This is a genomic window from Streptacidiphilus sp. PAMC 29251, assembly GCF_054208735.2.
This window is the reverse complement of the sequence record NZ_CM135725.2, coordinates 3,329,993-3,346,612: the sequence shown is the minus strand read 5'-3', so window position 1 is coordinate 3,346,612 and position 16,620 is coordinate 3,329,993. Positions and strand designations below refer to the sequence as shown.

Here is a 16,620-nt window from a genome sequence, read left to right as displayed (position 1 = left end):
AAAGACTTCTGAATGGCCAAAAACCTCCGCCCGGCGGCTGAAAAGCCGTCGGGCGGAGGTTCTGGTGGCTGTACTGCGGCCTGTGCCGCTGGGTCAGGCGTCGCCGCCGGCCGCGCCCGGGTGGGCCGCCGAGACGTCCAGCAGCTGGTAGCGGTCGATGGCCGCCTTCAGCGCCGAGCGGTCGATCTTGCCCTGCTTGGCCAGCTCGGTGAGCACGCCCAGGACCACCGACTGCGCGTCGATGTGGAAGAAGCGACGGGCCGCGCCACGGGTGTCGGCGAAGCCGAAGCCGTCCGCGCCCAGCGACTGCCACTGGCCCGGGACCCAGCGCGAGATCTGGTCCGGCACCGCGCGCATCCAGTCCGAGACGGCCACGAACGGGCCCTCGGCGCCGGTCAGCTTGCTGGTGACGTACGGGATCCGCTGCTCCTCCTCGGGGTGGAGCAGGTTGAACTCCTCCACCGCGATGGCGTCCCGGCGCAGCTCGGTCCAGGAGGTCGCCGACCAGACGTCCGCCTTGACGTTCCACTCCTCGGCCAGCAGCCGCTGCGCCTCCAGGGCCCACGGCACGCCCACGCCGGAGGCGAGGATCTGCGCCGGGATCTGGCCGCCGGTGGCCGGGGCCACCTTGTGCAGGCCCCTGAGGATGCCTTCCGCGTCGACGTTCTCGGGCTCCGCGGGCATCCGCATCGGCTCGTTGTAGACCGTCATGTAGTAGAAGATGTCCTCGCCGTGCGGGAACTCGGCGCTGCTGCCGTACATCCGGCGCAGCCCGTCCTGCACGATGTGGGCGATCTCGTAGCCGTACGCCGGGTCGTAGGCGACCACGGCCGGGTTGGTCGAGGCCAGCAGGTGGCTGTGGCCGTCGGCGTGCTGCAGGCCCTCGCCGGTCAGCGTGGTCCGGCCGGCCGTGGCGCCGAGCACGAAGCCGCGCGCCAGCTGGTCCGCCATCTGCCAGAACTGGTCGCCGGTGCGCTGGAACCCGAACATCGAGTAGAAGACGTAGACCGGGATCAGCGGCTCGCCGTGGGTCGAGTAGGAGGACCCGGCGGCGATCAGCGAGGCGGTGCAGCCGGCCTCGGAGATGCCGTCGTGCAGCATCTGCCCGTTCGGCGACTCCTTGTAGGCGAGCAGCAGTTCGCGGTCCACCGACTCGTACAGCTGGCCCTGCGGGTTGTAGATCTTCGCCGAGGGGAACAGCGAGTCCATGCCGAAGGTGCGGTACTCGTCGGGGGCGATCGGCACGAAGCGCTTGCCGATCTCCTTGTCCCGCATCAGGTCCTTGAGCAGTCGGACGAAGGCCATGGTGGTGGCCATCTCCTGCTTGCCGGAACCCTTCTTCAGCAGCTTGTAGGTGTCGTCGCCGGGGAGCTCCAGCTTGACCGGGCGCACCTTGCGGGTCGGCACGTAGCCGCCCAGCTCGCTGCGGCGGTCGTGCATGTACTGGATCTCCTCCGAGTCCTTGCCCGGGTGGTAGTAGGGCGGGTAGCCCTCGTCCAGCTGCTTGTCGGTGATCGGCAGGTGCAGCCGGTCGCGGAAGCGCTTGAGGTCCTCGGTGGTGAGCTTCTTCATCTGGTGGGTCGCGTTGCGGCCCTCGAAGTTCGGGCCGAGGGTCCAGCCCTTGACCGTCTGCGCCAGGATCACGGTCGGCTGGCCGACGTGCTCACGGGCCGCCTTGTACGCCGCGTAGACCTTGGCGTGGTCGTGGCCGCCGCGACCCAGGTGCTGGATCTGCTGGTCGGTCATGTCCTCGACCATCTTGCGCAGTCGCAGGTCGCCGCCGAAGAAGTTCTCCCGGATGTACGCGCCGGACTCGGTGGCGTACGTCTGGAACTGGCCGTCCGGGGTGGTGTTGAGCTTGTTCACCAGCACGCCGTCGCGGTCCTGCGCCAGCAGCGGGTCCCAGCTGCGGTCCCAGACCAGCTTGATGACGTTCCAGCCGGCGCCGCGGAACTGCGACTCCAGCTCCTGGATGATCTTGCCGTTGCCGCGGACCGGGCCGTCCAGGCGCTGCAGGTTGCAGTTGACGACGAAGGTCAGGTTGTCCAGGTTCTCGCGCGCGGCGAGGGACAGCTGGCCCAGCGACTCCGGCTCGTCCATCTCGCCGTCGCCGAGGAAGGCGTACACGTGCGAGCTGGAGGTGTCCTTGATGCCGCGGTGCTCCAGGTAGCGGTTCATCCGCGCCTGGTAGATCGCGCCGAGCGGGCCGAGGCCCATCGAGACGGTCGGGAACTCCCAGAAGTCCGGCATCAGGCGCGGGTGCGGGTAGCTCGACAGACCGTACGGGGCCTTGGACTTCTCCTGGCGGAAGGAGTCGAGCTGCTGCTCGGACAGCCGGTCCAGGAGGAAGGCGCGGGCGTAGATGCCGGGGGAGGCGTGGCCCTGGAAGAAGATCTGGTCGCCGGACTCGCCGTCCGCGTCCTTGCCCCGGAAGAAGTAGTTGAAGCCCACGTCGTAGAGCGAGGCCGAGGAGGCGAAGGTGGCGATGTGCCCGCCCACGCCGATGCCGGGGCGCTGGGCCCTGGACACCATCACGGCCGCGTTCCAGCGGGTCGCGTTGAGGACCTTGCGCTCGATCTCCTCGTTGCCGGGGAAGAACGGCTCGTTCTTGGTCGCGATGGTGTTGATGTAGTCCGTGCTGCGCATCTCGGGGACGGCGACACGCTTCTCGCGGGCGCGCTCGATGAGCCGGAGCATCAGGTAGCGGGCGCGTTCACGACCCCGCTCGTCGATGGCGGCATCGAGCGATTCCAGCCACTCGCTGGTCTCCTCGGGATCGAAGTCCGGGACCTGGCTGGGCAGGCCGCCAATGATGATCGGGTTGCGATCGGATCCGGAAGCCACGCTGTTCCTTCACTGTCGGTCGAACTAGGAGGTGGTGTCGCGCCGCCTCCATCGTGGACCGCAGGTCGAGAAACGTCATCTCTACCCATGGGTAACCGACTCCTGCGCAGGGACTTTCAGTCCGAATGCGCCCCTTTCGGGTGAAACCGGTCTCCGTCCAGCAGTCCGTTTCCCGGTAGGTGTCGGACTACGACGAGGGGGCCCGACCTGCCACATCTTTGTGGTGGTGGGGTGAGGCTGGGGAGGGCCAATCAAGAACTGTACGCCCGGCGGGGGTGTGCTCCCGTACGCTTCGCTGACCCGGCCCGCACTGGTGGTACCAGGAGTGAGCCGAGGATGTCTCGGGTAGGTGAGTCGGCAATCCACTGTGCGGACCCGCCGCACCCGTCGATACTGGGGCAAATGGGCGTGATGTGTGTCACGCTCAGCGGCGTGTCGCGTTGCGGCGCATCGTTGCAGGCACAGGATCGAGGATCGGGTACTTGCGCTGAGCGCCCGGCCCGTGTGGACTACGGCCACAGCCCTGGCTTCAGGAGACAGGGTCGGATATAGGAGGCAATTCCCGTGAGCGCGACCGCGGACCCCGCGGAGGACAGGTCCAACCCGGCTAATCGCTTGGGTTTCCAGCCCGGACAGGTGGTCCAGGAGCTCGGCTACGACGACGACGTCGACCAGGATCTGCGTGAGGCCGTGGAGGACCTCACCGGAACGGAACTCGTCGACGAGGACTACGACGACGTCGCTGACGCCGTGCTGATGTGGTTCCGCGAGGACAGCGAGGACGGCGATCTCACCGACGCCCTTGTCGACGCCCAGGAGTTCCTGGTGGAGGGCGGCCTCGTCTGGCTGCTCAGCCCCAAGACCGGGCGTACCGGGCACGTCGAGGCGAGCGACATCGCCGAGGCGGCGCAGACCGCCGGCCTCTCCCAGACCAGCACCGTCTCTGTCAGCAAGGACTGGCAGGCCGTTCGGCTGGCCACCCCCAAGGCGGCCAACGCCAAGGCAGGCCAGCGCTGACGGCCTGACGGAGCAACCCCTCAGCAGTCGACCGCCCGGTCGGCGCCCAGACCCTGTCTGGACGCCCGGCCGGGCGGTCGTGTCCGCAGACTCAATCGGGGCAGAATGCAGGGATGGACGATCGCCGCGGAGTCGCCACCGAGTCGCCGGAGCGACTGCGGGAACGGGTGCTCGGGGCGTGGGACGCGCTGATCCCCTTCGCCGAGGCCCTGCCGCCGGAGCGGCTGGGGGAGTTGGCCGAGCTCGGCTCCTGGCCCGAGCGCCCGGTGCTGGCCCGGCTGCTGGCCCAGGCGGGCGGCGAGGAGACGGGGCCCGAGACCGCCCGGCAGGACCACGCCGGGGACGGCCCGAAGGTGGTGCTGGCCGCCCTGGCCGGGGCGCGGCTGCGGGTCGCCGCCGCGCTGGACCGGATCGAGGCCGAACCGGCGCTGGGGCTCACCGTGCTGGACTCCGCGCTGGGACCGCTGCCGCTGCTGACCCAGCTGCACGCGATGGCGCACGAGCTGGCGCTCGCCGCGATCCGCTGCGGGCCCGAGCAGGTGCCCGAAGCGGTCACCGACGCCGGTGTGGCGGCGCTGGTGGACGTGGTGGGCGCGCTGGCCCACCGTCAGGGGCTGCGGGCCGCGGCGGGGGTGTGGGGGCCCGGCACCGGGGGCTGGAGCTTCCAGGCCGACCGGGACGGCTGGCAGACCCGGCCGGGACCGGCCGACGTGCCCGGGATCGAGGGCGCGGCGGCCACCGTGCTCGGGGTGCCGAACGGGCGCGGCGCGCTGCCGGCGCTGCTGGCCAGGGGCGAGCTGAAGCTGCACCGGATCGGCGGTCTGATGGCGCTGGCGCCGCTGGTGGAACAGGTGCCGGGGCTGCCCGGCGGCGCGCTGCTGCGGCGTGCGGTGGGCATGGTCGGACTGCTCGGACGGCTGCCGGGGATGCGCTGAGGCGGCACCAGGGGGAGGGGTGGCAGGATGTCCCCGGGCACGACGTCCGCCCCCACTCTGAGAGGTACACATGGCTATCGAGGTCGGCACCGAGGCTCCGGACTTCGAGCTCAAGAACCAGCACGGCGAGCTGGTCAAGCTCTCCGACTTCCGCGGCGAGAAGAACGTCGTCGTGGTCTTCTACCCGTTCGCCTTCACCGGCGTCTGCACCGCCGAGCTGTGCAGCCTGGAGCGTGAGCTCCCGCAGTTCCAGAACGACGACGTGCAGATCCTGGCGATCTCCAACGACTCGGCGCCCACGCTGCGGGTCTTCTCCGACCAGGAAGGCCTGGAGTACCCGCTGCTCTCGGACTTCTGGCCGCACGGCGCGGTCTCCCGCGCCTACGGCGTGTTCGACGAGGAGAAGGGCTGCGCCGTCCGCGGCACCTTCGTGGTCGACAAGACCGGAGTGGTCCGCTGGACCGTCGTCAACGGCCTGCCGGACGCGCGCGACCAGCAGGAGTACCTGAAGGCGCTCGCGGCCATCTGAGGGGGCCGCCGCCGCCTGCGGTAGTGGGTAAGACCCGGATAGCGGTGCGACTGCGGTATCCGGGCTCCATACTTTTAAGGGAACTGGCCACTACGATCGATCCGTTGGCTGGACAGAAACCGCAACCGCACCAACGGGGGCACGGCGAAGTGCTCCCCCTGCATCTGGAGGACTCGTGGGTGTCAGCCTCAGCAAGGGTGGCAACGTCTCGCTCAGCAAGGAGGCGCCCGGCCTGACCGCGGTCCTCGTCGGCCTGGGCTGGGAAGCACGGACGACGACGGGCGCCGACTTCGACCTGGATGCCAGCGCCATCCTGACGTCCGACACCGGCAAGGTGGTCTCGGACAAGGGTTTTGTGTTCTACAACAACCTCAAGTCCGACGACGGCTCGGTCGAGCACACGGGTGACAACACCACCGGTGAGGGCGACGGCGACGACGAGGTGATCAAGGTCAACCTGGCCGCGGTCCCGGCCGGCGTCCAGAAGATCGTGTTCCCGGTCTCCATCTACGACGCCGAGACCCGCGGCCAGAGCTTCGGCCAGGTCCGCGACGCCTACATCAGGATCGTCAACCAGGCCGGCGGCCAGGAGATCGCGCGCTACGACCTCTCCGAGGACGCCTCGACCGAGACCGCGATGGTCTTCGGCGAGCTGTACCGCAACGGCGCGGAGTGGAAGTTCCGGGCCATCGGCCAGGGCTACGCCTCGGGTCTGCGCGGCATCGCGCAGGACTTCGGCGTCAACGTCTGATCCCGTATCAACTGTTTCGCTTGTTTCGCTGACGGGCCGCGGGCGCTGTGACCCTTCGGGTGTCGCGGCGTCAGCGGCCCGTTCGCCAGGGAGGGAAGAGATACACATGGGTGTCACGCTCGCCAAGGGCGGCAACGTCTCGCTGTCCAAGGCCGCCCCCAACCTCATCGCCGTGCAGATCGGGCTGGGGTGGGAGGCGAGGGCGACCACCGGTGCGGCCTTCGACCTCGACGCCAGTGCCCTGCTCTGCTCCAACGGCCGGGTCCTGGGCGACGAGTACTTCGTCTTCTACAACAACCTGAAGAGCCCGGACGGCTCGGTCGAGCACATGGGCGACGAGCTGATCGGCGGCACCGGGGCCGAGGACGACGAGGTCGTCAAGGTCAATCTGACGCAGGTTCCGCCGCAGGTGGACAAGATCGTCTTCCCGGTCTCCATCTATGAGGCCGAGGCCCGGCTGCAGAACTTCGGGCAGGTGCGCAACGCCTACATCCGGGTCACCAACCAGGCGGACGGCGTGGAGTTGGCGCGGTACGACCTGTCCGAGGACGCGTCCAACGAGACCGCGATGATCTTCGGTGAGCTCTACCGCTACAACAACGAATGGAAGTTCCGCGCAGTGGGACAGGGGTATGCCTCTGGGCTGCGTGGTATCGCCCTAGACTTCGGGGTTAACGTTCAGTAAGAAAATCTTGCGGGCAGGGCGGGGAATGTCGGGGATCGCTCCCATGAAAGTGGAGAGCGGTCCCCGCAACTGTGGCTGCCGCGCGTGACAGAAAGGTCCAGGCACCCAGTGCTCCTCCGTACCTTCGGGTGGTCCTTCGGGATCACTCTGCTCGGCCTCGCGGCCGCGGCGTACTTCTGGGGGCGGACGGCTTCGGCGTCGTCCTCATCCTCTCCGTTCTAGAGATCTCGCTGTCCTTCGACAACGCCGTCATCAACGCGACCATCCTGAAGCGGATGACGCCGTTCTGGCAGAAGATCTTCCTCACCGTCGGCGTGCTGATCGCCGTCTTCGGTATGCGGCTGGTCTTCCCGCTGCTGGTGGTGGCGCTGACCGCGCACATCAACCCGGTGGCCGTGGTCCAGCTCGCGCTCGACTCCGCCAAGACCCAGAACGGGCTGACCTACGCCCAGCACCTGGACGCCGCGCACCCGGCGATCGCCGCGTTCGGCGGGATGTTCCTGCTGATGATCTTCCTTGACTTCATCCTGGGGGAGAAGGAGGTCCAGTGGCTGCACTGGCTGGAGAAGCCGCTGGAGAAGATCGGCAAGCTGGACCAGCTGTCGGTGGTCGTCTCGATGATCGTGCTGATGCTGTCGGCGCGCTTCTTCGCCGAGGGCGGCGCGGAGACGGTGCTGCTGGCCGGCGTCGCCGGACTCACCACCTACCTGCTGGTCGGGGGACTCTCCAACCTGTTCGAGAGCGCCGGCGAGGAGGACGAGGACGAGGCTGAGGAGGGCTCGGCTGCGGAGGGCACGGAGACCGCCGCGGCCCCGGCCGGGAAGTCGGCCGTGCTGGTGGCCGGCAAGGCCGCGTTCTTCCTGTTCCTGTACCTGGAGGTGCTGGACGCCTCGTTCTCCTTCGACGGGGTCGTCGGCGCGTTCGCCATCAGCCAGGACATCTTCGAGATCACCCTGGGTCTGGGCATCGGCGCCATGTACATCCGCTCGCTGACGGTCTATCTCGTCCGCCAGGGCACCCTGGACGACTACGTCTACCTGGAGCACGGCGCGCACTACGCGATCGGCGCGCTGGCGATCATCCTGATGGTCTCCATCAAGTACACCATCCCGGAGGTGGTGACCGGCCTGATCGGCGTGGCCTTCATCGGGTTGGCGCTGGCGTCCTCGCTGCTGCGCAACAAGCGGCTGGCGGCCGCGGGGGACGTGCCGGAGCTCTAGCCGGACAGTTCTTGCTACACCGCTCTTGCTACACCGCTCTTGCTCTACCGTTTTTGCTCGACCGCCGGTCGGCGCTGTTGCCCCTGAGGGCGGCCGCGCCGGCCGGCGGCTCTTTTTGTCCTTCCTCACCCATGGAGACCCATGATGGATTCCCTCAATGCCGGCGAGAACTACACCGTCACGGTGCTGGAACGGCTGCGGGCGACCGGCAGCCACGACGCGTTAGTCGCCGGGGAGCGGCGGATCAGCGGCACCGGGGCCGTCACCACCGTCCTACGGTTCGCCGCGGCCCTGCGGGAGGCCGGGCTGCGGGACGGGGACGGAGTGGCCATCTTCGTCGAGAACACCCTGGAGATACCGCTGCTGATGCTGGCCGTCCACTTCGCCGGCTGCCGACTGGTCTTCGTCCCGCCCGAGCCCGGCAACAGTGAACTCGAGACCTTCATCGAGCGGGCCGAGGTGAAGGCCCTGCTGTTCGATCCGGTCTTCGCGGAACGGACCCGGCGGATCACCGGGCGGGTCGACATACCGCTGGTTTTCAGCCTCGGCCCGTCATCGATCGCCGCCGACTTCCTCACCCGGATCCCGGAGCGCACCGGCCTGACGCCGCAGCAGGCCGCCGACGGCCGCGGCATCGCGACGCTGCTCTACACCGGCGGCACCACCGGGCTTCCCAAACTGGTCACCCACCGCGGCAGTTACTACGCCGCCGTGGTCCGGGTCTCGGCGAAGCTCGCCCAGGAGGTCCCGGCCGACCCCAAGATGCTGGTGGTCACCCTGCTCACCCACAGCAGCGGCCACTTCGCCGCCCTGATGGGCCTGCTGAACGGCCGCACCATCGTGCTGCTGCGGACCTTCGACGCCGGTCTCGCCCTGTCCGTCATGGAGCGCGAGCGCATCACCGCGATGATGGTGGTGACGCCCATGCTGTACCAGCTGCTGGACCACCCGGACTGCCGCGCCGGACGCTTCCCCGCCCTGAGGACGCTCTACTACGGCGGAGCCCCCGCCGCCCCGGCCCGGCTGCGGCAGGCGATCGCACGCTTCGGCCCGGTGCTGCACCAGGTCTACGCGGCGTCCGAGAGCGGCATGGTCACCGAGCTCACCCCGGCCGAGCACGACCTGACCCGGCCCGAGTCGCTGACCAGTTGCGGGCGTCCGGCTCCCGGGGTCGAGGTGCAACTGCGGGACGGCGACGGCAAGCCGCTGCCGGCCGGACGGACCGGCGAGCTGTACGTACGGAGCCGCTCGGTCATGGAGGGCTACTGGAACGACCCGGAGCGCACGGCCGAGGTGCTGGACCGCGACGGCTGGTTCCGCAGCGGCGACGTGGGCCGCCTGGACGCGGACGGCTACCTCTACCTGGTCGACCGGGTGCGGGACATCATCGTGACCGGCGGTACCGCCGACAACGTCTACTCCCGGCTGCTCGACGACTTCCTGATCTCCCTCCCCGCCGTCAAGGACGCGGCCGCCATCGGCCTGCCCGGGGACGACGCCAGGGAGACCGTGCACGTGGTCCTGGTGCCGCAGGACCCGGCCGCCGTCCCGGACTTCCCCGAGCTGACCCGCCGGATCGTCGACGAGCTGGGGGAGCTCTACGCACCGGTCACCTACTCGGTCGCCGACGCCCTGCCCCGCACCGCCATCGGCAAGACCGACAAGAAGACCCTGCGCGCGGACCTGCTGGCGGCCCGCGCGCTCTGACCGTACGTCGGGCCGCCAGTGATCTGACCCTGCGTCAGGGCCGCCGGTGGCCCGAGGGGGCGAAGCGCAGGGTGAGGATCTGCTCCAGGGCGGCGCGGGTGGCGACGGAGACGGCCCCGGTCAGCACCGCGGCGTCGCCCAGGGCGGAGACCTCCACCCGGGGCGGGTAGGGCAGCCGGGCGGCAAGACGCTCGCGGATCCGGTCCAGCAGCAGATCGCCGTTGAGGCCGATGCCGCCGCCCAGCACCACCAGTTCCACGTCCACCACCGCGGCGACCGGCGCCAGATAGCCGGTGATCCGCCGGGCCTCCTCGTCCAGGACCGCAGCCGCGCCCTGGTGGCCCTCCCGGGCCAGCGCGAAGACCCGCTCGGTGGTCAGCGGGCCCTTGGCGGCCTCCTCCGGCAGCAGGGCCACCGCGAAGTGCAGCAGCGCGGCCGCGCAGGGGTCCTGGGAGTCGAACACGTCCGGGTCCACCGCGCAGTCCAGCTCGCCGGCCGCGCCGGCGAAGCCGCGGTGCAGCTCGCCCTGCAGCACCAGGCCCGCGCCGACGCCGGTGCCCACCGAGAGGAAGGTGAAGCTCTCGGCCGCGGTGCCGGTGCCGTGGCGCTGCTCGCCCAGCGCGGCGAGATGGATGTCGTTCTCCACCGTGACCGGCAGCCCCAGCGCCGCCTCGAAGGCGTCCTGGGCGATGAAGCCGTCCAGGGAGGGGATGTTGGTGGCCTCCCAGATCCGGCCGTCGCGGCGGTCGACCACGCCGGGGACGCCGACGGTGGCATGGGCCAGCGCCGAGCGCTCGATCCCGGCCTCGGCGCACAGCTCCTGGGCGAGTTCGCTCCCGGCCAGCACGATCCTGGGGGCGTCCATGCCCTCGACGGTCAGGTCGCGACGGATGCGCACCGTCCCGTCCAGGTCGGCGACCGCGCCGCGGAGCCGGCGGGCGCCGACGTCCAGGGCCAGCACATAGGCGGCTTCGGGGCGCGGGGCGAAGAACAGCGCGCCGTAGGTGGGACCGAGCTCGGCGCGGACCGTCTCAGTGACCAGGCCCATCTCCAGAAGGTCCTGGAGCAGCGCTGAGACAGTCGGCTTGGAGATTCCGGTACGCCGAGCGATCTCCGCACGGGAGACCGGTGGTGCGGCGCGGATCACGTCTAGGACGGTCCGGAGGTTGATCTCCTTGAGCGTGGAGGAGGTCGCGGGCCTGGCAATCATGCACTTACTTTAGTGCTCTTGCCAGGCCCGGCCGTCAGTAGCTAGGCAGAAGTGCTAGCCGAACTGCTGCTCGAGGTCCTTGAGCTTCTTCTCCAGCGAGTCCAGACGGGGCAGCGGCTCCTCCTCGGCGGATCCGCTCAGGTAGCCGGACGGGGCGGCGGGCGCCTCCAGCGCGTCGGTGCGGCGGCGCCGGGACGGCAGGCCGCGCGGCGCGGCGGGTTCCAGCGCGGCGGCGGCCTCACCGTTGCCGGAGGCCTCCAGCGTGGTCAGCTCACGCAGCGGGGCGGAGCGCGAGATGGCCTTCAACTCCGCGCGCTCGCGCCGGTTCTCGCTGCGCTGACGGGCGGCGGCGGCCTCGCGCTCGCGCTTGTCCTCGCGGACCTCCTCGACCGCGTCGTCCAGGGTGCGGACGTTCTCCAGCAGCATCAGCGACCAGGCCTGGTAGGTCTCGACAGGCGCGCGCAGCCAGCGGACCATCCGGATCTGCGGCAGCGGGCGGGGCACCAGGCCCTGCTCGCGCAGCGCGGCCCGGCGGGTCTGCTTCAGCGCGCGGTCGAACAGCACGGCGGCCGAGAGCGACATGCCGGCGAAGAACTGCGGGGCGCCGTTGTGGTCGCCGCCACGCGGGGCGTGCACCCAGTTGAACCAGGCCGAGGCGCCGGCGAAGGCCCAGACCAGCATGCGGGAGCCGAGGGCGGCGTCGCCGTGGCTGGCCTCGCGGACGGCCAGCACCGAGCAGAACATCGCGGCGCCGTCCAGACCGAACGGGACCAGGTACTCCCAGCCGCCGGTGAGGCTGAGGTTCTCCTGGCCGAAACCGACCAGTCCGTGGAACGACAGCGCGGCGGCCACCGAGGCGCAGGCGAACAGCAGGACGTAGGAGGCGCTGCCGTAGAGCCGCTCCTTGCGGCGGCGGCGCTCCTCGCTGCGCTCCCAGGCGTCTGTGGGTTCGGCGGCGTGCCTGGGCTTCTTGGTGCGCAGCAGGCCCATCACCACGGCGATGACCAGGGCGATCGCGCAGCCGACGGCCAGCCACACCAGTTGTATGGATGTAAGAGTCATACCGGGTCAGCCTCGGCTTCGGGATCGGGCGGCACTCAGGAGTAAGGGGTTGCGACGGCGGTGTCTCCCCCGGGGCGGTGTCTCCCCCGGGGATGGCGGAGTTGACGCCGCGGCACGCGTGCGAGGAGACGATATCGCGTCGGGAGAGCACGCATCGTACGCATGAGTCAGTTGTGACCACCAGTCATTGGTGTTGACGGGTCGGCGGAAGACCGCACGGACCGATGCGGCAGAGTGGTGCGGGGCGGCCCCGAACTGGGTAACTCGCTGATGGAGTCCCGGAGTCGGGACGCGGAGGGGTGGGGGCAGTGGCGGGGCTGAGGGACTTTCTGAACAAGACCGACCAGTCGTTCGGGCCGGGAATCGAGCGGTTGACGCTGACCAAGGGTCACCGGCCGTCTCACTGACCGAACTGGGCACGGGCTATGGAACCCTGCAGGTCAACCTGCACTGGACGGCCCGCGAGGAGGACCGCTCGGGTCGGGACCCGGGCAGCGGCTGGCGCGGGCTGCTGCGCCCGGCGCTGTTCCGGCCGATGGAGATGCCGCCGTCGAGCAGTCAGATCATGGCGGTGGACCTGGACCTGGGCTGCATGTACGAACTCGCGGACGGCACCAAGGGGGTGGTCCAGCCGCTGGGCAACTTCTTCGGCGACCTGCAGCGCGCCCCGTACATCAAACTGAGCCGGGACGACCGGGCCGGCGCGCCCTCGGGCGAGATGATGTACATCGACCTGGGCAAGAAGGACGAGTTCAAACGAATCCTGATCTTCGTCTACATCTACGACGAAACCCCCGCTTTCGACCGTGCGCACGCGCTGGTGACGCTGTTCCTGCCGGGCGGCCCGCCGATCGAGGTCAAGCTGGACCAGCGGGCGCCGCAGGCACGGTCCTGCGCGGTGGCGCTGATCGAGAACAAGGGCGGGAACCTGGTGGTGCGCCGCGAGGTCAAGTACGTCTACGGGTTCCAGGCCGAACTGGACCGGCTGTACGGCTTCGGCCTGCAGTGGCAGCGGGGGTACAAACCGGTCAGCGGGTAGGTCGGTCAGCGGCTGACTCGACTAGCGGCCGGCCGACTGGAACTGGGGGCCCTGCAGCGGCAGGGTGAAGCCGGGCGGCTCCGGCAGCAGGGCCGGCTGGTGGGGCGGCGGATAGCCGTAGCCGGACGGCTGGACCGGGGCCTGCGGTCCGGGGCTCTGCGGTCCGGAGCTCTGCGGCACGGCCGGCTGCGGGGTCGGCGGGGTGGGCGGCTGGGAGGGCAGCGGGGGGATGGCGGCGGCGGTCTCCGGCTCGGGCTCGGGAGCCGGCTGGACGGCGGTCTCGGGTTCTGCCGCGGTACTGCTCTCGGCTTCCGCCCCGGCCGGGGCCTCCGGCTCCTCCTCGACGGTGATCCCGAAGTCCGTGGCCAGGCCGACCAGGCCGGACGAGTAGCCCTGCCCGATCGCGCGGAACTTCCAGCCGCCGCCCCTGCGGTACAGCTCCCCGCAGAGCAGCGCGGTGACCCCGGCGGTGTCGGTGATGTCGAAGCGGGCCAGCGCCTCCGCGCTGGGGCCGCCGGCGATGTCGTAGAGCAGTATGTGCAGGCCGGGGATCTCGTCGAAGCTCCCGTGCTCGACCGAGGCACCGACGACGACCCGGTCGATCTCCTCGGAGAGCTTGCCGAGGTCGATGTCGACGGTGTCGGTGACCTCCTCGCCGAGCCGGGCCTTGCGCAGGTGCCGGACCATCCCGCTGGGGTGCCGGGGCTGGTTGTAGAAGACGAAGTCCGCGTCGGAGCGGACCCGCCCGTCCGGTGCGAGCAGCAGCGCCGACGCGTCCACGTCCGGCGCCCCGGCGACCACGCGCCAGCGCAGCACCGCCCGCACCGCGCCGACGTTCGAGAGCGGAGTGTTGGAGCCCTTGGGCATGACCTTGGTCATCGCGAGTTGATGCACTCCCTCTTTGGACGTCCCCGCCGGTGTGACGGCACAAGGGTAGACCTACCGGATCCGCTCAGGAGTGGAGCAGGGCGCGTTCGACCAGGGTCCAGCTGGTGGTGGTCAGCAGGTAGAGCCCGGCCGAGAGCGGCACGAAAGCGGCGAACAGCACGGTGCCGAAGGAGAGATAGGGCAGCACGGAGGCTCCCGGGGCGGTCGGGTCGACGGTCCGGCGGGCCCGGCGGAAGGCGATCAGGCCGACCACCGCGAGCAGGGCGTAGAGCACCAGGAAGACCGGGAGCTGACCGGTCGCCGCGGCGGTGAGGTGGGTGCCGAGCGGGATCCCGGCCAGGGTGCCGGTGAGCAGGGTGTTGGCGTGGCCGCCGAGCACCGGCAGGCTGAACAGCCGGTACAGCACCGCGATGAACGGCCACATCAGCAGGCTGGGCAGCAGGCCGGAGAGCGGGGAGGCGCCCTCGGCGCGGTAGAGCGCCAGCTGGGCCTCCCTGAGCCGGGCCGGGTCGTTCCTGTGGCGGGTGGTGAGCTCCTTGAGCTGCGGGGCGATCCTGGCGCGCAGCTTCTCGCCGCGGACCTGGCGCCGGGCCAGCGGGTGCAGGGCGAGCCGGACCAGCGCGGTGGTCAGCACGATCACGGCGGCGGTCGCGGTGGCGCCGAGCAGCGGGTGGATGTCACCGGCCAGGGCGACGACGGCGTGCTGGACGTGGACGGTGGGGACATCGAGGAATGCGAAGACGGACATGGTGGCTGAGCCCTCCGGTTGTCAGGGATGACAGTGCGCGGGAGGACAGCCGTGTTCATTCGGCGGGGCCGGGCGGGGCGGGTGGGGTGCGGTGGGTTGTGCGGGTGGGGACGTGCGTGTGCGACCCGGGCCTAGAACGCGGCTGCCGGGCTCCGGCCCGGTGCTCGCGGACGGCAGCGGCCGCGTCCGTCGGGGTCGCGCTGGGGGAGGAAGGCGGTGCGCCAGGCCCTGCGCCTGACCGCGGTGCTGCGCACGGCGTGCGGCGACTGGCCGCCGGGAGCGGCGCCGATCGCGCCGGTGGCGGTCAGCGCGGCCAGCAGCAGCAGGCCCGCGCCGGCGGCGAGCACGGCCAGCCCGGCCCCGGCTGCCTGGTCGGTGAGCAGCAGCCCGGACAGGCCCAGCAGGCCCCAGAGGAGGGCGGTGACACGCTGCAACGGGTCCTCCTTCGGTGCGGGCTTGCCATCGGGTGGTCTGTGGCGACACTATGCAGCACCTCGACCCATCCGCAAGCAATGTCGGGGTAGTGCAGGTATGTGGACGGCGTCGCGGTGCGGAAACCCGGTGGCGCGTTCATGCTGGTGGGCGTGGCGATGTGCAGGACATGTGTGTTAAGCGGCAGCCACGCTTGGGAGAACAACGCGTTTCCTGGCTGATTTATCACTGCTTCTTACGTACGATAATCCGTCAACGGCCCCGGTGGACCCCGGACGTAGCACGCACTCGCAGACTCACCAGGGAAGGGGCCCATGCGCCATTTCAGCCAGCTCGACGGGGAGACGCGAACACGTCTCTTCCTGCGTGAGCCCGCGAGTTTCAACCGGGACAGTGAAGCCGCCGTGCTGTCGACGGCGCTGGGGGCCACCCTCTACTCGCCCGCCACCCGGCCGCGCCTGCTGGAGGACATCCGCAAGCAGGCCGCCAACGGCGTCATCTCCATGGTGCTCTGCCTGGAGGACGCCATCGACGACTCCGAGGTCGCGGACGCCGAGGCCAACCTGGTGCGGCAGCTGCCGCTGCTGGCCGCCGAGCAGGCCGAGGCCGGGGCGCAGACCCCGCTGCTGTTCGTCCGGGTCCGGCACCCCGAGCAGATCACCGACCTCGCCGCCCGGCTGGGGCCGGCCCTGTCGGTGCTGTCCGGCTTCGTCATGCCCAAGTTCACCGAGGAGACCGGGCTGCCCTTCCTGGAGGCGCTGGAGCAGGTGCGCAGCAGCACCGGGCTGCGGCTGTTCGGGATGCCGGTGCTGGAATCCCCCGAGCTGGCACACCTGGAGACCCGGCACGACACCCTGGCCGGCATAGCCCGGGTACTGGAGAAGCACCGCGAGGCGATCCTGGCGGTACGGCTCGGCGTCACCGACCTCTGCTCCGCCTACGGCCTGCGGCGTCCGCCGGACCTCAGCGCGTACGACGTCCAGCTGGTCGCCTCGGTGATCGGCGACGTGGTGAACGTGCTCGGCCGCGCCAATGGCACCGGCTACACCATCACCGGACCGGTCTGGGAGTACTTCCCGGTGCAGGAGCGCAAGTTCAAGCCGCAGCTGCGCAGCAGCCCGTTCGCCGGGACCGAGCCGCCGACCGAATCGGTCCGGCGCAAGCTGATCGCCCACGACCTGGACGGGCTGATCCGCGAGATCGAACTGGACCGAGCCAACGGCCTGCTCGGCAAGACCTGCATCCACCCCACCCACGTCCCCGCGGTGCACGCGCTGTCCGTGGCCACCCACGAGGAGTGGTCGGACGCGGCGGACATCCTGCACCAGGACCGCGCGGGCGGCGGGGTGCTCCGGTCGGCGTACACCAACAAGATGAACGAAGTGAAGCCGCACCGGGCCTGGGCGCAGCGGGTGATGCTGCGGGCCTCGGTCTTCGGCGTCTCGCGGGAGGGCGTGACCTTCGCCGAGCTGCTGGCCGCCTGCCTGTGCCCGTGACCTGGGCTTGTTCGGGATGAGGTCTGGAGGACACCTTACTGTCACTCCTCCATGATG

Annotated in this window: 13 protein-coding genes and 2 pseudogenes; 9 read left to right on the top strand and 6 right to left on the bottom strand. The window is 70.2% G+C overall.

All coding sequences use genetic code 11. From position 1 onward, the window contains the following. Positions 1–93 precede the first annotated feature (93 nt). Positions 94–2,844, bottom strand: a complete 2,751-nt coding sequence (aceE, locus tag ACXKR8_RS15625) for a pyruvate dehydrogenase (acetyl-transferring), homodimeric type (RefSeq protein ID WP_458273513.1) — start codon at positions 2,842–2,844, stop codon at positions 94–96. A 564-nt stretch (positions 2,845–3,408) separates the two neighbouring features. Here aceE and ACXKR8_RS15620 point away from each other — a divergent pair. The 7 genes and pseudogenes from ACXKR8_RS15620 (at position 3,409) to ACXKR8_RS15590 (ending at position 9,688) form a co-directional block, all read left to right on the top strand. Further along, positions 3,409–3,861, top strand: a complete 453-nt coding sequence (locus tag ACXKR8_RS15620) for a DUF3052 domain-containing protein (RefSeq protein ID WP_458273512.1) — start codon at positions 3,409–3,411, stop codon at positions 3,859–3,861. Positions 3,862–3,974: 113 nt separating this feature from the next. Then, positions 3,975–4,796: a hypothetical protein gene (locus tag ACXKR8_RS15615; RefSeq protein ID WP_458273511.1), complete on the top strand. Its 822-nt coding sequence runs from the start codon at positions 3,975–3,977 to the stop codon at positions 4,794–4,796. Between the two features lie 70 nt (positions 4,797–4,866). Beyond that, positions 4,867–5,325 (top strand): peroxiredoxin, encoded by a 459-nt coding sequence (locus tag ACXKR8_RS15610; RefSeq protein ID WP_458273510.1) that lies wholly within the window; start codon positions 4,867–4,869, stop codon positions 5,323–5,325. Between the two features lie 175 nt (positions 5,326–5,500). Beyond that, positions 5,501–6,076, top strand: a complete 576-nt coding sequence (locus ACXKR8_RS15605; RefSeq protein WP_458273509.1) for a TerD family protein — start codon at positions 5,501–5,503, stop codon at positions 6,074–6,076. Positions 6,077–6,182: 106 nt separating this feature from the next. Then, positions 6,183–6,761 carry a TerD family protein gene (locus ACXKR8_RS15600; RefSeq protein ID WP_458273508.1) on the top strand — a complete coding sequence of 193 codons (579 nt, stop codon included), beginning with the start codon at positions 6,183–6,185 and terminating at the stop codon, positions 6,759–6,761. A gap of 108 nt (positions 6,762–6,869) precedes the next feature. Further along, a pseudogene (locus ACXKR8_RS15595) lies at positions 6,870–7,981 on the top strand (DUF475 domain-containing protein). A 144-nt stretch (positions 7,982–8,125) separates the two neighbouring features. Then, positions 8,126–9,688, top strand: a complete 1,563-nt coding sequence (locus tag ACXKR8_RS15590) for an AMP-binding protein (protein ID WP_458273506.1) — start codon at positions 8,126–8,128, stop codon at positions 9,686–9,688. Positions 9,689–9,722: 34 nt separating this feature from the next. Here the strand turns inward: ACXKR8_RS15590 and ACXKR8_RS15585 are convergent, their stop codons facing one another. Continuing rightward, positions 9,723–10,898, bottom strand: coding sequence for an ROK family transcriptional regulator (locus ACXKR8_RS15585; RefSeq protein ID WP_458273505.1), 1,176 nt, complete (start codon positions 10,896–10,898; stop codon positions 9,723–9,725). A 54-nt stretch (positions 10,899–10,952) separates the two neighbouring features. Further along, a complete protein-coding gene (locus tag ACXKR8_RS15580) occupies positions 10,953–11,960 on the bottom strand; it encodes a DUF2637 domain-containing protein (RefSeq protein WP_458273504.1) in 1,008 nt (335 codons plus the stop codon). Between the two features lie 367 nt (positions 11,961–12,327). Here ACXKR8_RS15580 and ACXKR8_RS15575 point away from each other — a divergent pair. After that, positions 12,328–12,999: pseudogene (locus tag ACXKR8_RS15575) on the top strand (Tellurium resistance); the annotation flags it as partial. Between the two features lie 21 nt (positions 13,000–13,020). Here the strand turns inward: ACXKR8_RS15575 and ACXKR8_RS15570 are convergent. From ACXKR8_RS15570 to ACXKR8_RS15560, 3 genes are all read right to left on the bottom strand, one after another. Beyond that, positions 13,021–13,878, bottom strand: a complete 858-nt coding sequence (locus ACXKR8_RS15570) for a TerD family protein (protein ID WP_458273503.1) — start codon at positions 13,876–13,878, stop codon at positions 13,021–13,023. A gap of 73 nt (positions 13,879–13,951) precedes the next feature. Then, positions 13,952–14,635 carry a YidC/Oxa1 family membrane protein insertase gene (locus tag ACXKR8_RS15565; RefSeq protein ID WP_458273502.1) on the bottom strand — a complete coding sequence of 228 codons (684 nt, stop codon included), beginning with the start codon at positions 14,633–14,635 and terminating at the stop codon, positions 13,952–13,954. Positions 14,636–14,766: 131 nt separating this feature from the next. Then, positions 14,767–15,069 (bottom strand): DUF6412 domain-containing protein, encoded by a 303-nt coding sequence (locus ACXKR8_RS15560; protein WP_458273501.1) that lies wholly within the window; start codon positions 15,067–15,069, stop codon positions 14,767–14,769. Positions 15,070–15,381: 312 nt separating this feature from the next. Here ACXKR8_RS15560 and ACXKR8_RS15555 point away from each other — a divergent pair, with 312 nt between their 5' ends. Continuing rightward, complete coding sequence (locus ACXKR8_RS15555; RefSeq protein ID WP_458273500.1) at positions 15,382–16,563, top strand: HpcH/HpaI aldolase/citrate lyase family protein; 1,182 nt, start codon at positions 15,382–15,384, stop codon at positions 16,561–16,563. The last annotated feature ends 57 nt before the right edge of the window (positions 16,564–16,620 follow it).